Here is a 15173-nt window from a genome sequence, read left to right as displayed (position 1 = left end):
GAACTGATTATGCAAAACAAACCGCTCACCCTGCTGATCCTCAATGGTAAAGGCGCTGGTAATGAAGATTTGCGCGCGGCGGTGAATACGCTGCGAGATGAAGGTTTCAATCTGGCGGTGCGTGTCACCTGGGAAAAAGGTGACGGCGACCGTTATGTTCAAGAAGCGGTAGATTTGCAGGCTGAAACCGTGGTGGCGGGCGGTGGCGATGGCACCATCAATGAAATTGCCACGGCTCTGGCCGCCATCGACGCTGAAAAACGTCCCGCACTGGGCATTTTGCCGTTGGGTACCGCCAATGATTTTGCCACCAGCGTCGGCATTCCGCCCGAAATGGAACCGGCGCTGCGTCTTGCTGTGTTAGGCAAAGCCAGCGCGATTGATTTAGCCCGCGTCAATGGCGATCGCTACTTCATCAATATGGCGACCGGGGGTTTCGGCACACGCATTACCACCGAAACCCCGGAAAAGCTGAAATCTGCGCTGGGCGGCGTCTCCTACTTTATTCACGGTTTGATGCGAGTCGATGCGTTGAAACCCGACAGCTGTGAGATCAGCGGTCCTGGCTTTAACTGGCAAGGTGATGCGCTGGTGATTGGCATCGGTAATGGCCGTCAGGCAGGCGGTGGGCAGAAGCTGTGCCCGGAGGCGCTGATCAATGATGGGCAACTGAATCTCAGCATCGTCACCGCGCAGGAGTTGCTACCGACTCTGCTGCATTCGCTGACGCGTAATGATGAGAATCCGAATATCACCACCGCGCAGTTGCAGTCATTAACTATCCGCTCACCGCACGAGATGACCTTTAATCTGGATGGTGAACCGCTGACCGGCAGCGAGTTCGAGATTGAGGTGATGCCCGGCGCGTTGAGCTGCCGATTGCCACCACAGTGTCCGCTACTGGCTTAGTGACCTGGTGCGCATAAATGCGCACCCTACAAGGGTTCGGTTCTGTTTTCGTAGGGTCGCCATTCATGGCGACCCATTTTTTTACACCGTCATCCAACGGCGTTCTGCCGCTGACACCGCTACCGCTTCCAGCACCTTCTGCACCTGCAAGCCTTCCGCGAAATCGGGCCACATGCGGTCGCCTGCTGCAATGCCATTGATCAAATCGCGGATCTCCACGGTTTTCTGATCGTTAAAGCCAATGCCGTGACCGGCTGAGACACAGAAGTTAGCGTAATCAGGGTGCGCAGGTCCGGTAAGAATGGTTTTGAAGCCCTGACGTCCTGCCGGTTCATCATGGATATACAGTTCCAGCTCTGCCATGCGCTCCTGGGTGTAACGCAGCGTGCCTTTGGTACCGGTCACGACATAGGTCAGGCCCATTTTGCTGCCACAGGCGATACGTGAGGTTTCAAACACGCCGTGTGCGCCATTTTTAAAGCGCAACAGCGCACTGGCCTGGTCCTCGTTTTCCACCGGCAGCTGGCGCGAAGGGTCTTTGGGATCGGGACGCTGCTTAATCACCGTCATCATATCGCCGCTGACTTCTTCGATATCGCCCACCAGGTAGTGCGCCATATTCACAATATGCGCCGCCAGATCGCCCAACGCCCCTAATCCGGCCAGTGCTTTCTGACAGTGCCAGTCCAGCGGGGTTTCTGGACGCGCCAGATAATCTTCGTTATGCGTACCGTAGAAGTGCACCACGTCACCAATTTCACCACGCGCAATGATTTCACGCGCCAGTTGGCTGGTCGGGTTTTTCATATAGTTAAAGCCGACCAGGGTTTTCACGCCCGCTTTCTGGGCAGCCTGCACCATCTCTTCGGCATCCGCCACCGACAGTGACAGCGGCTTCTCTGAATAGACATGCTTACCGTGGCGAATCGCTTCCAGCGCCATCTCTTTATGCAGGAAGTTAGGCGCACAAATATCGACTACATCAATGTTGGGGTCGCGCACCAGCTCATGCCAGTCACCCGTTGAACGTGCAAAGCCAAAGGTTGCGGCTTGCTTTGCTGCCAGCTCCGGGTTTACCTCCGCCAGCATTTCCCGCACGATTTCCCCTTTCAGCGCAAACACCGTCGGTGCCTGAGCGTAAGCAATTGCGTGACAACGACCAATGTAACCACTGCCGATCATACCGATTCTGACTTTGTTCATGCTGCACCTGGCGTTATGGATGGAAATTGATCTGGAATATATGTTTCGCTTTTTCAGCCCACAACGGCGAAATGAAATATCTGTGATCATACATGCGAGGTATCTGACAAAACCGACAAATCAGAATGTAATTTTGCATACGATTGGTGACATGGATCACAATGAGGCTCAGATTGTGTGCGAGTTCGCACTCTGGCAGCCACTCAGGCGCAGGAATTGACGCTTTATTCAGCAGTCGGAATAAATTATGAAAAAGGGCTTTGACAAGCCCGAGCCTGCTCGTTACTATGCGCCCCGTTCCAAACAATTCCTCTGTAGTTCAGTCGGTAGAACGGCGGACTGTTAATCCGTATGTCACTGGTTCGAGTCCAGTCAGAGGAGCCAAATTCTTGAAAAGAGCAGCCTATAAGGCTGCTTTTTTTATGCCTGCGATTTACCCTGTTTACTTACCTCACCGATCCTCTGGTTACCTCTTCGCTCTGTGACTGCCTTCACAACTCTTTAACGCCGACTTGTATGGTAGTATTGGTAAGCGTATTTTTTCATCATTGCTTTCCCGTTAATGCCAGCAGCACCGTTTAACGTCCGCGCCGGCCAGGAGTAAATGATGAAAAGTGTCGTAATTGAACAACCGGGTGAACTCGTTTTAGCAGACCGTCCCCTGCCAGCACCGGCTGCGGGTGAAGTGCGTGTCAAAGTGCAGTTTGCCAGCATCTGCGGTTCTGATGTGCATATCTGGCATGGTCATAATCCGTTTGCCAAATATCCGCGCGTCATTGGCCATGAGTTCTTTGGCCTGATTGATGCGGTAGGCGACGGTGTTGATGCCGCTCGCATCGGGGAGCGCGTGGCCGTTGATCCCGTGGTCAGCTGCGGTCACTGCTATCCCTGCTCCATCGGGCGCCCTAACGTCTGCAAAGAATTGCAGGTGATTGGTGTGCATCGTGATGGCGGCTTCAGTGAGTTTGCCGTTGCCCCGGCTAAAAATGCTTTCCGTCTGCCCACCGCTATTCCAGACAAACTCGCCAGCATGGTTGAACCCTTTACCATCGCCGCGAACATCACCGCTTTCCTGAAACCTCAGCCAAACGATGTGGCACTGATTTATGGCGCAGGACCGATGGGGTTGACCGCGATTCAGGTGCTGAAAGGCGTTTATGGCGTGGCACAGGTGCTGGTGGTCGACCGTCTGCCAGAGCGTCTGGCACTGGCACAGGAAAATGGCGCTGACCGCGTATTCAATAACAGCGAGATCCCACTGGCAGCCCAGTTGGAGGGCATTCAGCCCACGCTGATTATCGATGCTGCCTGCCATCCTTCTATTTTGGCCGAATCTGCTGCCCTCGCCTCCCCGGCGGCACGTATCGGGCTACTTGGCTTCTCTGGCGAGCCTTGCAGCATCACGCAGCAAGCGTTGACCAGCAAAGAGTTATCGCTGTTTACCTCGCGCCTCAACAGTAATCGTTTCCCGCAGGTCATTGAGTGGATGGAAAAAGGTCTGATTCAGCCTGAAAAACTGGTCACGCACTATTTCCCACTCGCAGAGATTGAACGTGCCATGACGTTGTTTGAAAAAGATCCCCGTACCTGCTGCAAAGTGATTCTCCAAATGGGTTGAGTTAATCTTCACACCAGGTGTCCTTAATGCCGGTGCGTACCCGCCGGCAAAACTAGAAAAACTATTAGGTCGGAGTTTGTATGCTTAAGAACCTACGCTGGACCCTCGTACTGCTGTTGTTCCTGGTTTATATGATCAACTACCTCGATCGTATTGCCCTGTCCCTGACTGTACCGCTGGTGGAAAAAGATCTGATGATCAACGCCGAGCAGTTCGGCATGATTTTCGGGAGTTTCTTCTTTGGCTATGCGCTGTTTAACTTTATTGGTGGCCTGGCGACCGATAAATTCGGCCCGACCATCGTGCTGGGCACCGCAGTCGGCATGTGGTCGCTGTTCTGCGGCATGACCGCGCTGGCTACTGGCTTCTGGTCGATGATGATTCTGCGCGTGCTGTTCGGCATGGCGGAAGGTCCGATTTGCGCCTCGGCGAACAAGGCCATCAACGGCTGGTTCCCGAAAAAACAGGCCGCAACCGCCATGGGCTTGCTCAGTGCCGGTTCCCCTCTGGGTGGTGCAGTCGCGGGCCCGATTGTCGGCTATCTGGCCCTGTCATTTGGCTGGCGTCCGGCGTTCGTGGTGATCTGCGTGATTGGTCTGGTGTGGATGGGCCTGTGGTTCTTCTTCGCGGCAGATAACCCGGCCCGCAGCAAAAAAGTGTCACCTGAAGAGCGCGCTCTGGTCGAAAAACTGAAAGCGGAAGAGCCTGCCGATGTGATCGATCCTTCAGGCAAAGCGCACGGCATGGGCTATTACCTGCGCCAGCCGATTATCCTGGTGACCGCATTTGCCTTCTTCTGCTACAACTACATCCTGTTCTTCTTCCTGAGCTGGTTCCCGGCGTATCTGGTGCAGGCGCATGGCCTGGATATTAAATCCATGAGTATCACCACCATGATCCCGTGGATTGTGGGCTTCGTGGGTCTGGCATTGGGTGGTTGGATTTCGGATAAAATCTTTAATATCACCGGAAAATTGCTGCTATCGCGCAAGATTGTGTTGGTCGTGTCACTGCTGGCGGCGGCGATTTGTGTGGCGCTGGCGGGTACGATTAAAGAAGTGAATTCGGCGGTGATCATGATGTCGATCTCCATCTTCTTCCTCTACATCACCGGCGCAATTTACTGGGCGATTATTCAGGACGTGGTGCACAAAAGCCGTGTCGGCAGTATCAGTGGCTTTATCCATTTAATCGGCAGCCTGTCAGGGATTGTCGGCCCGATTGTCACCGGCTATATCGTGCAGCACACCGGTAAATTCGACAGTGCGTTTATTCTGGCGGGCTGTGTTGCCGGGATTGGCGCGATGTTAGTGCTGTTTGTGATTCGCAGCCCAAAGACCGCAGATAAACCCGTCTCCGCTTAACAGTTTGACCATAATGGGGCGCTCAGCGCCCCGTTTGCTAAAAGGAATTCCTATGTTAGAGCTTGATCGCCTTCCCGCCGACGTCCAACGCCCCGCTTATGACCGCAGCCAGTTGAAAACTCGCATGGTGCATATCGGCTTTGGTGCCTTCCATCGCGCCCATCAGGCACTCGCCACCGATAAGCTGGCTGCGCAGGGGAGTGACTGGGGCTACTGCGAAGTCAATCTCAACAGCGGTGCACTGATTCAGGCCCTGCGTCAGCAAAACTTACTCTACACCGTGACCGAGATGGCGGATGACAGCCTTAATACCCGCGTGATTGGCGTGGTGACACAAGCGCTGCACGGCAAGGGGGATGGTATTGATGCGGTGATTGAAGCCATGAGCCAGCCTGACGTCGCCATCGTCTCGATGACCGTCACCGAGAAAGGCTATTGCTATATGCCGTCGAGCGGCAAGCTCAACCCTGATCATCCCGATATCGTGCATGACCTCGAAAATCCGGAGCAGCCGCGCTCGCTGCCGGGGCTGATTCTGGCCGCCATTATTCGCCGTCGCGCCCGCCATCTTCCCCCTTTCAGCGTGATGTCCTGTGACAACATGCCGGAAAACGGCCACGTGACTCGCAATGTCATCACGCAACTGGCAGAACGCCACAGCCCTGAACTGGCCGAGTACACTCACGCACATATCACCTTCCCTTCCACCATGGTCGACCGCATTGTGCCCGCGATGACCGATGCCGCGTTTGACACGTTGGAAGCTCGCCTGGGCAGCAGCGACCCTGTTGCTGTCGAAGCCGAGCCGTTCTTCCAGTGGGTGATTGAAGATAACTTCGTGAGTGGCCGTCCTGCCTGGGAAAATGCTGGCGCGGAACTGGTCAGTGACGTACTGCCGTTCGAAGAGATGAAGCTGCGTATGCTGAATGGCAGCCACTCATTCCTGGCTTACCTCGGTTTCCTGGCAGGGTATGAACACATCAGCGATTGCATGGCCGATGCCCATTTCCGCACGGCAGCGCGCGCGTTGATGCTGCAAGATCAGGCTCCGACGCTGCGTACGCAAGGCGTAGACTTAGTGGCCTACGCTGATTCACTGATTGCGCGTTACGAAAATCGCGCCATTAAGCATCGCACTTATCAAATCGCGACCGATGGCACTCAGAAGCTGCCGCAGCGCATGCTGGACAGCGTGCGCTGGCATCTGCGTAATGGCACCTCATGCGATTATCTGCTGCTGGGTGTCGCGGGCTGGATGCGTTATGTCAGCGGCGTGGATGAGCAAGGTCAGCCGATTGAGATTCGCGATCCGCTGAAAGAGCAGTTGGCGAGCATTGTGGCTCACAGTGAAGATGGCGCAGAACGCGTAAAAGCGCTTATTGGCCTGAAAGCCGTGTTCGGCGATGATCTGCTGCACCACAGCGCCTTTGTTGCACGCGTCACAGAACTCTATCAGCAACTTGCGATGCAGGGTGCACGCGCTACTGTACATGCCTTGGTGGCACAGGCATAAGCGCCTTCACAAATGTGTAGCGCAGATGCAGCGTGCTGATTAGACTGAACCTTTCTCATCGGGCTGGCTTGCGCCAGCCGTAATACGGATATTGCTGCATGTCGATTGCCTATACCATAACCACCAGCGAACCCGTCAATCAGCAGATCTATCGCTATTTGCGCAAAGATATCGTGACCTGCGCCATTCATCCGGGCTCATTGCTGTCGGAAAAAGAGGTGTCCGCGCGCTTTAACGTGTCGCGCCAGCCGGTGCGCGAGGCCTTTATCAAGCTGGCGGAAGCTGGTCTGGTTCAAGTGCTGCCGCAGCGTGGCACTTTCGTGCGCAAAATTTCTGCACAGCGCGTGGCGGATGGGCGCTTTATCCGTGAAGCGGTTGAAATCGCCGTGGTGCGTCGTGCGGCACTGGAGATGGGCCCCACGGGACTGATGGCGCTGGAGCATAATCTTCAGTTACAACGCTTAGCCGCAGAGCGCCAGGACAGCCAGGCATTTTTAACTCTGGACGATGAATTTCACCGTCTGATAGCCGAAGGGATTAACTGCCTGCTGGCATGGGAGACGGTGGAGAATATCAAAGCCACCATGGACCGTGTGCGCTTCCTGACGCTGAGTGAAGTATCCCCGCCGGAAAGTTTGATCCAGCAGCATGAAGATATCTATTGCGCGTTGAAAGCCAAAGACGTTGAGGCCGCAGAAAGCGCCATGCGCCGCCATCTGCAAGAGATGATTTTGACCATCACGCCAATAGCTGAACGCAATAGCGAGTGGTTTGAAGCGCCATAGGTTTTGGGGCGGCCAGCGCACAGGCCTTGGGAGCATACATCAGTATGTGACCAAGGACGCGCACTGCCCGCCCGCGAAATGGCCAGTAAGCCAGGTTTAATTACGCGATAGTCACATCTTTCGACAAATAGACATCCTGCACCGCATTAATCAACTCCACACCTTCCTTCAGCGACTTCTTAAACGCCTTACGACCCAGAATCAGCCCCATTCCGCCCGCACGTTTGTTAATCACCGCCGTACGCACAGACTCTGCCACGTCGGTGGCCCCTGCCGAAGCACCGCCGGAGTTAATCAACCCTGCACGTCCCATATAGCAATTCGCCAGTTGGTAGCGCACCAGATCGATCGGGTTCTCGGTGGTCAGTTTGCTGTAAACCCGATCGTCGGTATGACCGAAGTTCACTGCCTTGTAACCGCCATTATTCTCCGCCATTTTCTGCTTCACGATATCCGCGCCAATGGTGGCGGCCAAATGGTTCGCCTGGCCTGTTAAATCGGCGCTGGCATGGTAATCCACGCCATCTTTCTTGAAATCATTGTTACGCAGATACGCCCACAGCACCGTCACCATGCCGAGTTCGTGCGCGCGCTCAAAGGCCGCTGAGATCTCTTCGATCTGACGACGTGATTGCTCAGAGCCGAAGTAGATGGTTGCGCCAACGGCGACAGCACCCAAGTTGAATGCCTGCTCTACGCTGGCATACAGCGTCTGGTCATATTGGGTCGGATAACTCAGAGTCTCGTTATGGTTGAGCTTGACCATAAACGGAATGCGGTGCGCATAGCGGCGCGACACGGATGCCAATACGCCATAGGTTGACGCAACACAGTTACAGCCGGCTTCAATCGCCAGCTCAACAATATTCCTGGGATCGAAATAGGCCGGATTAGCAGCAAATGAGGCACCCGCAGAGTGTTCAACACCCTGGTCGACCGGCAAAATCGACAAATAGCCGGTCCCTGCCAGACGTCCGGTGTTGTATAGCGTTTGCATGTTGCGTAATACGATAGGAGAACGATTGTTGTCGATCATGACACGATCAACATAATCCGCGCCGGGTAAATAAAGGCTGTCCGCTGGAATGGTCATGCAGCGATGTTGAAGAAGGGTGTCCGCTTCTTTGCCCAATAACTGTACGATGTCCGTCATGTTGGCTCCTGAATAAATGGCTGGATGGGAACCGGCACCTGCCGATTCGCCCCCAACAGCCTGGACCGAAAAGCGCCAGGCTGGCAAATTGCTGACACCATTTTTCAGACGGATACGCAGTGAAAAAGCGGCAATCTGGCGTTACGCCCTACCACCATTGATGGAAATGGTGCACCGGCCCAATGCCCTTCCCGACTTCCAGTGAATCAGCATGCAGCAGCGCCTGTTGCAGCCAGGCTTTGGCCTCTTCTACCGTATCTGACCAGTTATCATGACGAGGGCGCAACGCCGCCAGCGCCGCCGAGAGCGTGCAGCCCGTGCCATGGGTATGTCGCGTATTGACGCGCGGGGCAGTGAAGCGCTGACGTCCTGCACGTGTAATCAGCCAGTCTGGGCTTTCGGCATCACTCAGATGGCCGCCCTTCATCAGCACCGCTTCGCAGCCGAGATCCAGCAGCGCATCGCCCTGCATCAGCATGCTCTTCTCATCCTGCGCCATATCGCGACCCAGCAGCGTTGCCGCTTCCGGCAGGTTCGGCGTGATCAATGAGACGTGCGGCAGCAGTAACTCACGCACGCTCGCCACCGCATCGGGTGACAGCAGCGGATCACCGCTTTTCGCAATCATCACCGTATCCAGCACCACAAATGGCAGGCTGGCCCGTTTCAGCCGCTGTGCTACCACTTCGACAATCGCGGTTTCAGACAGCATACCGATTTTGGCGGCATCAATACGCACATCGTCCAGCACCGAATCCAGCTGCGCGCCAACAAAATCAGGTTCAATACGATACACCGACTGCACACCACAGGTATTCTGCGCCACCAGTGCGGTGATCACACTGGTGCCGTAAGCGCCCAACGCGGAGAAGGCTTTGAGATCGGCCTGAATACCCGCGCCACCGCTTGGATCGGTGCCAGCGATGGTTAAAGCATTGATGCGTTTCATGCCGCCACCTCCAGAGTCCAGAGTCCGTCAAGGAAAGCGGCGACAAAACTGCCGGGCCCCTGCACCTGACGTGCAGCCTGCTCACCCGCCAACGACATCACGCGGCACGCTGCTGCAATGTGCTGCAGGCGCTCGCCTGGCAAGCTGGCGAAAGCAGCAACCACCGCAGACAGTGCACAACCGGTGCCGACCACACGCGTCATCAAGGGGCTGCCACCAGGGATCGCCAGCGTGCTTTTACCGTCAGTGACGTAATCAACTTCTCCGGTTACCGCGACAACGGTTTGATATTTCTGCGCCAGTTGCTGGGCTGCGCTCAGCGCGGCATCCGCTTGATGCACGCTATCCACGCCACGCCCTCCAGCCGCCTGATTGGCTAGCGCAAGGATTTCAGAAGCATTGCCACGAATCGCGGCGGGTTGCAGGCCCAGCAGCTGTTGGCAGAATTCGGTGCGCAGTGATAACGCACCCACTGCCACCGGATCGAGCGTCCAGGGTGTTCCTGCTTTCTGCGCGGCCTGCACGGCGGCTAACATCGCATCGCGGCGGTCGCGGGTTAAGGTACCCACATTGATCAGCAACGCATCCGCGAAACCAGCAAACTGGGCCGCCTCTTCTGGGTCAGTCACCATCGCCGGAGACGCCTGTAATGCCAGCAGCACATTAGCGGTAAAGGTTTGCACTACGTCGTTGGTCATGCAGTGCACTAACGGAGTTTGCTGCCGCAGTAAGTGCAGGGATTGCGCGAGCTGCGTAGTGGAGAGTATTTCAGGCTGGTGTGTCATAAGGCTCCCAACCGGCGATCAAGAAGGCGAATGCGGTCAGGCATCTGACTTCCCTACGCTGGCATTATCCAGATCAGGTCAGCGGGTGTATCTCAGCCCTGTATACAGGGGCACCCCGAGTCATGGCATGCAGAACATGCCGACGACAGGATAAGCGCAGTCGCGCAGGTTGTAAATTGTGGTTTGTGCGGTGAGTGAGAATAATTGCGCCACATCAAAATATAAAATATTCATCCTCCATCAATAAAATAAACATCACCCGCCAGATCAATAACTGAAAATATATCCGCTTAATGTATTAATTCCTTTTTTAATCTACATAGGCAAAAACGCGGAAATTAAGATAATCAATACCACTAATTGATTAGCATCAACGCCTGACATCCCATAAAACGGCCTAATCCCCCTCCGGACTTGAAGACAGACTCTGCCCACCCAATTCCGGGATCGAAAATGAACCTAAAGTTATTCAGCTTTATTCCGCACGCACATCGTTGGCATCAGATTCGTATTTCCCGTAAAGGGGCAATTTCTCCTGGTGGTCGCCACTATTTTTCGACGCACATTGAAGCGCAGTGTAAAGGGTGCGGAGAACAAATACACAAAGTGTATTACCGTGATATTAGCGATGCTGAAGCGCGCCGCTGGCTGGGATAATCATCGGGCAAAAAAAAGCCCCGCAACACAAGGTGCGGGGCTGCTGCGTGGCTATCGCAATAAAACTTATTCAGCCGGTTGGGTGCGGATCAGATAATCAAAGGCGCTGAGTGAGGCTTTAGCGCCTTCACCGCTGGCAATGATGATCTGCTTGTACGGCACCGTGGTGCAGTCACCGGCGGCGAATACGCCTTTCAGGCTGGTTTCGCACTTGTCATCGATGATGATCTCGCCCATTTTGTTACGCTCCACCGCACCTTCGAGGAAGGTGGTGTTTGGCAACAAACCAATCTGCACAAAGATACCGCTCAGCGCGATCTCGTGGCTGGTCTGGTTGTTACGATCGATGTAGCTCAAGCCGGTCACTTTGCTGCCGTCGCCTTTCACTTCGGTGGTCTGGGCATTCAGAATCACATCGACGTTTTTCAGGCTACGCAGTTTGTCCTGCAGTACTTTATCGGCACGCATTTCGCTGGCAAATTCCAGCAGCGTCACGTGCTCAACCAGGCCAGCCAGATCGATAGCCGCTTCCACTCCAGAGTTACCGCCGCCGATCACCGCCGTGCGTTTGCCCTTAAACAGCGGGCCGTCACAGTGTGGGCAGTAGGTGACGCCTTTGGTGCGATACTGCTCTTCACCCGGCACACCCATGTTGCGCCAGCGTGCGCCGGTGGCGATGATGATGCTGCGTGATTTCAGTACTGCGCCAGATGCGGTTTCAATCGCGTGCAGACCGCCCTCTTTCGCCGCCGGAATCAGCTTAATCGCGCTCTGGGTGTCAATGACGTCTACATCGTAGTCATCGACGTGCGCACGCAATGAACCAGCCAGCTTAGCGCCTTCGGTTTTCTGGACGGAGATGTAGTTTTCGATGTCTACCGTGTCGAGCACCTGGCCGCCAAAACGCTCGCCCATCAGGCCCGTGCGGATGCCTTTACGAGCAGAGTAGATCGCTGCCGCTGCGCCCGCGGGGCCGCTGCCGACGATCAGCACTTCATAGGCATCACGCTTGTTCAGCTCTTCGGCTGCACGTTTCTCAGCATTGGTATCCACTTTGCCGACGATTTCCGCCAGGCTTAAACGGCCCTGACCAAACTCGGTGCCGTTAAGGAATACGGCAGGCACACCCATCACGTTACGTTCGGTGATTTCGTTCTGGAACATGCCGCCGTCGATGGCGGTGTGGCTGATGCGCGGGTTGAGGATCGCCATCAGATTCAGCGCCTGCACCACGTCAGGACAGTTGTGGCACGACAGTGAGTAATAGGTTTCGAAATGCAGGTCAGTGTCCAGAGCAACCACTTGCTCCAGCAGACTCTGTGACTCTTTCGACGGGTGTCCACCGGTCTGCAGCAGTGCCAGGACCAGTGAAGTAAATTCGTGACCCATTGGCGAACCGGCAAAGCGTGGGCCGCTCTGGCTGCCTGGGTTAGTGATCAGAAAAGAGGGTTTACGAACCGGACGATCATTCTCTTCACGGAAGCTGACTTTTTCTGACAAGCTCGCGATATCGGTCAGCAGAGAACGGATCTCCGCAGATTTAGCGCCATCATCCAGTGTGGCAATCAACTCAACCGGTTTCGTTAATTTCTCAAGGTAAGCCTTGAGCTGTGTTTTTAAATTGGTATCGAGCATAGTGAGTTCCTGTCAAGAAAATCGGGTGCCGTAGCACCCGATTGAGAAAGATCGAATGGCTGGGTGTGGCTTAGATTTTGCCAACCAGGTCCAGAGATGGAGCCAGTGTTGCTTCGCCTTCTTTCCATTTAGCCGGGCACACTTCACCTGGGTGAGAAGCCACGTACTGAGCCGCTTTCAGTTTGCGGATCAGGTCTGATGCGTCACGGCCAATGCCTTCAGCGGTGATTTCGATAGCCTGGATGATGCCCTGTGGGTCAACAATGAAGGTACCACGGTCAGCCAGACCTTCGTCTTCACGCATGATTTCGAAGTTACGGGTCAGTGCGCCAGTTGGGTCACCGATCATCGCGTATTTGATTTTTGCGATGGTTTCGGAAGAACCGTGCCAGGCTTTGTGGGTAAAGTGCGTGTCAGTAGAAACGGAGTAAACGTCTACGCCCATTTTCTGCAGTTCTTCGTGATGGTCTGCCACGTCACCCAGTTCGGTAGGGCATACGAAGGTGAAGTCAGCCGGGTAGAAGAAGAAAACACTCCATTTACCTTCAACGTCTTTCTCGGTTACATCGATGAATTCGCCGTTTTTGAACGCTGCGTTTTTGAATGGTTTGATTTTGGTATTAATGATGGACATGGTGACCTCCGTTAAAAGATGTGATGCAAGTTACAGTTTTTCCGGGCCAACTTCTAATATGCAGTCGTTATCAATTAGATAATCAAAAGCTATCAAAGCGCTGATGCCTGATTCCATGCGGCTTGCCGCGGCATTCTACACAGAAACCCCGCTGATTTGACAGGGTTTATCTTTTTCCGGTGCGACAACTATTTTTAAAGAGCGATTACCATTTGTAGCGGCGCGATTTATCGCGCAGGGGTAAATCCGCTGTGTTGCTGACGGTTGCGCGATGAATCGCGCCGCTACAGAGGTGAGAAAGTTTGAGGGAGAATTGCGTGAAGATTCGTTTTTTTGAGGAAGCCGACCGCCCTTTTCTGCGCACGCTCTTTTTGGCGGCGCGCCGTCGCAACTGGACGTGGCTGGCTGGCGATGAGTGGCAGCTGGAGGATTTTGATGCGGTGATCCTCGGCGAAACCGTGTTGGTTGCAGAGATCGATGGTCATCGCGTGGGGTTTGCCGGTGTACTGGATAATGACAACTTCCTGCACAGCCTGTATGTCGACCCTGATTTTCAGGGGCGTGGTGTGGGAAGTGCACTGCTGGAGCACGTGCAGCAGCGTTTCACCTCAACCGGCGCTTTGAAATGTCTGATGCAGAATCAAGCGGCCCAGACTTTTTATCTGAAACACGGCTGGCAGCGTGAAGCGGTAGGCGAGAGCGATCAGGGAAAATATGTGCTGATGCATTTTCCGCTGGCGACCCGCGCCAGCAGAAAATCAGCAGGTTAAACCGCGCGGAAGGCGATATCCGCTGGAATGACTTCGCCCTGCCAGTAAAGCTGTGCGGCGACGCGCCCGGCTAACTGGCGATAGAGTGCCGTGAACTCGCTGTCTGGACGGCGGATCACCGTTGGCTCGCCATCATCCAGATCCTCACGCAGATTAATATGCAGCGGCAACTGCGCCAGTAAGCGCGTGTGGTAATCCGCTGCCAGTTTCTGTGCACCGCCGGTGCCGAAAATCGGCTCGTGGTGGCCACATTCGCTGCAGATGTGAATACTCATGTTCTCCACCACACCTAACACGGGCACACTGACTTTTTCAAACATCACAATGCCCTTACGTGCATCAATCAGCGCGATGTCCTGCGGCGTGGTCACCACCAGCGCACCGGTGACCGGTACGTTTTGCGCCAGGGTTAACTGAATATCACCGGTGCCGGGCGGCATATCTAAAATCAGATAGTCGAGGTCCGGCCACATCGTCTCATTGAGCAGTTGCATTAAGGCTTTGCTGGCCATCGGGCCGCGCCATACCATGGCATTTTCATCAGTAACCAGATAACCAATCGAATTGGTCGCAAGGCCATGAGCCATGATCGGTGCCATATGGGTACCATCCGGCGAGGTCGGACGTTGGCTCTCGGTGCCGAGCATATTGGGAATGGATGGCCCGTAAATATCCGCATCGAGGATCCCGACGCGTGCGCCTTCCGCCACCAGCGCCAGCGCCATATTCACCGCGGTGCTGGATTTACCCACGCCCCCTTTGCCGGAGCTTACCGCGATGATGTTTTTCACCCCGGTGGCGCCAGGGTGATTCTTCACGCGTTTCAGCGTGGCGATGTCATGACGCAGCCGCCAGTCAATCGCGCTGGCATGGGTCAGACGCAGCAATTCTGCGCTGGTTTGCGCCTTCAGTTCTTCAAAGGCACTGGCCCAGGCAAACGGCATCACCAGTTCGATATGCAGTTTGCCATCCAGCAGCGCCACATGACGCAGTGCTTTGAGGGTTGTCAGATTGTGATGCAGTGTCGGATGTTCAAAGTCGCTCAGCACGCCGATAACCACAGCACGCAACGCTTCGGGCGAGTGATGTTCCCGGGATTGTGAAGTCATCCCAACTCCTTGTCTTTTCATAACGCCAAATCACGGCGGTGTGTCTTCAATAATATCAGATGCCGTGCAGTTGTGTTTACGCCAGAGGG

Annotated in this window: 14 protein-coding genes, 1 tRNA gene and 1 riboswitch; of the genes, 8 read left to right on the top strand and 7 right to left on the bottom strand. The window is 54.9% G+C overall.

Features of this window, described 5'->3' with window-relative positions; all coding sequences use genetic code 11:
• Window positions 1-9: 9 nt before the first annotated feature.
• Window positions 10-909: a lipid kinase YegS gene (gene yegS / locus PSSD_RS02545; RefSeq protein ID WP_058969253.1), complete on the top strand. Its 900-nt coding sequence runs from the start codon at window positions 10-12 to the stop codon at window positions 907-909.
• An 81-nt stretch (window positions 910-990) separates the two neighbouring features.
• On the opposite strand, the gene PSSD_RS02540 is transcribed toward yegS, so the two are convergent.
• A complete protein-coding gene (locus PSSD_RS02540; RefSeq protein WP_058969250.1) occupies window positions 991-2112 on the bottom strand; it encodes a Gfo/Idh/MocA family protein in 1122 nt (373 codons plus the stop codon).
• Window positions 2113-2420: 308 nt separating this feature from the next.
• On the opposite strand from PSSD_RS02540, the gene PSSD_RS02530 reads away from it, so the two are divergent.
• The 5 genes from PSSD_RS02530 (at window position 2421) to PSSD_RS02510 (ending at window position 7392) form a co-directional block, all read left to right on the top strand.
• A tRNA-Asn gene (locus PSSD_RS02530) sits at window positions 2421-2496 on the top strand.
• Window positions 2497-2719: 223 nt separating this feature from the next.
• The gene (locus PSSD_RS02525; RefSeq protein WP_039333824.1) at window positions 2720-3730 is read left to right on the top strand and encodes a Zn-dependent oxidoreductase; all 1011 of its coding nucleotides are present in this window, start codon (window positions 2720-2722) and stop codon (window positions 3728-3730) included.
• A gap of 80 nt (window positions 3731-3810) precedes the next feature.
• The gene (locus PSSD_RS02520; protein WP_058969247.1) at window positions 3811-5094 is read left to right on the top strand and encodes an MFS transporter; all 1284 of its coding nucleotides are present in this window, start codon (window positions 3811-3813) and stop codon (window positions 5092-5094) included.
• Between the two features lie 52 nt (window positions 5095-5146).
• Complete coding sequence (locus PSSD_RS02515; RefSeq protein ID WP_058969244.1) at window positions 5147-6607, top strand: mannitol dehydrogenase family protein; 1461 nt, start codon at window positions 5147-5149, stop codon at window positions 6605-6607.
• Window positions 6608-6705: 98 nt separating this feature from the next.
• Window positions 6706-7392, top strand: a complete 687-nt coding sequence (locus tag PSSD_RS02510) for a GntR family transcriptional regulator (RefSeq protein ID WP_039333818.1) — start codon at window positions 6706-6708, stop codon at window positions 7390-7392.
• Between the two features lie 100 nt (window positions 7393-7492).
• Here PSSD_RS02510 and fbaB read toward each other — a convergent pair whose 3' ends face one another.
• The 3 genes from fbaB to thiM all read right to left on the bottom strand — a co-directional run bounded on the left by fbaB (window position 7493) and on the right by thiM (window position 10279).
• Window positions 7493-8545 carry a class I fructose-bisphosphate aldolase gene (gene fbaB, locus PSSD_RS02505; protein WP_039333816.1) on the bottom strand — a complete coding sequence of 351 codons (1053 nt, stop codon included), beginning with the start codon at window positions 8543-8545 and terminating at the stop codon, window positions 7493-7495.
• 148 nt (window positions 8546-8693) lie between these two features.
• Complete coding sequence (gene thiD / locus PSSD_RS02500) at window positions 8694-9494, bottom strand: bifunctional hydroxymethylpyrimidine kinase/phosphomethylpyrimidine kinase (RefSeq protein WP_039333814.1); 801 nt, start codon at window positions 9492-9494, stop codon at window positions 8694-8696.
• The gene (thiM, locus tag PSSD_RS02495) at window positions 9491-10279 is read right to left on the bottom strand and encodes a hydroxyethylthiazole kinase (RefSeq protein ID WP_058969243.1); all 789 of its coding nucleotides are present in this window, start codon (window positions 10277-10279) and stop codon (window positions 9491-9493) included. Before thiM ends, thiD begins: the two co-directional genes overlap by 4 nt.
• 33 nt (window positions 10280-10312) lie before the next feature.
• Window positions 10313-10407, bottom strand: a riboswitch (TPP riboswitch).
• Window positions 10408-10732: 325 nt separating this feature from the next.
• On the opposite strand from thiM, the gene PSSD_RS02490 reads away from it, so the two are divergent.
• Complete coding sequence (locus PSSD_RS02490) at window positions 10733-10936, top strand: hypothetical protein (protein ID WP_039333809.1); 204 nt, start codon at window positions 10733-10735, stop codon at window positions 10934-10936.
• 66 nt (window positions 10937-11002) lie between these two features.
• Here the strand turns inward: PSSD_RS02490 and ahpF are convergent, their stop codons facing one another.
• Both ahpF and ahpC read right to left on the bottom strand, forming a co-directional pair.
• Window positions 11003-12571: an alkyl hydroperoxide reductase subunit F gene (gene ahpF, locus PSSD_RS02485; RefSeq protein ID WP_058969241.1), complete on the bottom strand. Its 1569-nt coding sequence runs from the start codon at window positions 12569-12571 to the stop codon at window positions 11003-11005.
• A 70-nt stretch (window positions 12572-12641) separates the two neighbouring features.
• Window positions 12642-13205 carry an alkyl hydroperoxide reductase subunit C gene (ahpC, locus tag PSSD_RS02480; RefSeq protein ID WP_039333805.1) on the bottom strand — a complete coding sequence of 188 codons (564 nt, stop codon included), beginning with the start codon at window positions 13203-13205 and terminating at the stop codon, window positions 12642-12644.
• Window positions 13206-13522: 317 nt separating this feature from the next.
• On the opposite strand from ahpC, the gene PSSD_RS02475 reads away from it, so the two are divergent.
• Window positions 13523-13975, top strand: a complete 453-nt coding sequence (locus tag PSSD_RS02475; RefSeq protein ID WP_058969239.1) for a GNAT family N-acetyltransferase — start codon at window positions 13523-13525, stop codon at window positions 13973-13975.
• Here PSSD_RS02475 and apbC read toward each other — a convergent pair.
• Entirely contained in the window at window positions 13972-15084 is a 1113-nt protein-coding gene (gene apbC, locus PSSD_RS02470) for an iron-sulfur cluster carrier protein ApbC (RefSeq protein WP_039333802.1), read from the bottom strand. The genes PSSD_RS02475 and apbC overlap by 4 nt on opposite strands.
• Window positions 15085-15173 lie beyond the last annotated feature (89 nt).

Source organism: Type-D symbiont of Plautia stali, assembly GCF_001485335.1.
Lineage (GTDB): Bacteria > Pseudomonadota > Gammaproteobacteria > Enterobacterales > Enterobacteriaceae > Pantoea > Pantoea vagans_C.
This window is presented reverse-complemented; position numbering and strand designations above follow the sequence as displayed.

What these genes read in the sequence shown, in the direction of transcription:
- yegS (WP_058969253.1), top strand. Translation starts at nt 10, where the DNA reads ATGCAAAACAAACCGCTCACCCTGCTGATCCTCAATGGTAAAGGCGCT.
- PSSD_RS02540 (WP_058969250.1), bottom strand. Translation starts at nt 2,112, where the DNA reads ATGAACAAAGTCAGAATCGGTATGATCGGCAGTGGTTACATTGGTCGT.
- PSSD_RS02525 (WP_039333824.1), top strand. Translation starts at nt 2,720, where the DNA reads ATGAAAAGTGTCGTAATTGAACAACCGGGTGAACTCGTTTTAGCAGAC.
- PSSD_RS02520 (WP_058969247.1), top strand. Translation starts at nt 3,811, where the DNA reads ATGCTTAAGAACCTACGCTGGACCCTCGTACTGCTGTTGTTCCTGGTT.
- PSSD_RS02515 (WP_058969244.1), top strand. Translation starts at nt 5,147, where the DNA reads ATGTTAGAGCTTGATCGCCTTCCCGCCGACGTCCAACGCCCCGCTTAT.
- PSSD_RS02510 (WP_039333818.1), top strand. Translation starts at nt 6,706, where the DNA reads ATGTCGATTGCCTATACCATAACCACCAGCGAACCCGTCAATCAGCAG.
- fbaB (WP_039333816.1), bottom strand. Translation starts at nt 8,545, where the DNA reads ATGACGGACATCGTACAGTTATTGGGCAAAGAAGCGGACACCCTTCTT.
- thiD (WP_039333814.1), bottom strand. Translation starts at nt 9,494, where the DNA reads ATGAAACGCATCAATGCTTTAACCATCGCTGGCACCGATCCAAGCGGT.
- thiM (WP_058969243.1), bottom strand. Translation starts at nt 10,279, where the DNA reads ATGACACACCAGCCTGAAATACTCTCCACTACGCAGCTCGCGCAATCC.
- PSSD_RS02490 (WP_039333809.1), top strand. Translation starts at nt 10,733, where the DNA reads ATGAACCTAAAGTTATTCAGCTTTATTCCGCACGCACATCGTTGGCAT.
- ahpF (WP_058969241.1), bottom strand. Translation starts at nt 12,571, where the DNA reads ATGCTCGATACCAATTTAAAAACACAGCTCAAGGCTTACCTTGAGAAA.
- ahpC (WP_039333805.1), bottom strand. Translation starts at nt 13,205, where the DNA reads ATGTCCATCATTAATACCAAAATCAAACCATTCAAAAACGCAGCGTTC.
- apbC (WP_039333802.1), bottom strand. Translation starts at nt 15,084, where the DNA reads ATGACTTCACAATCCCGGGAACATCACTCGCCCGAAGCGTTGCGTGCT.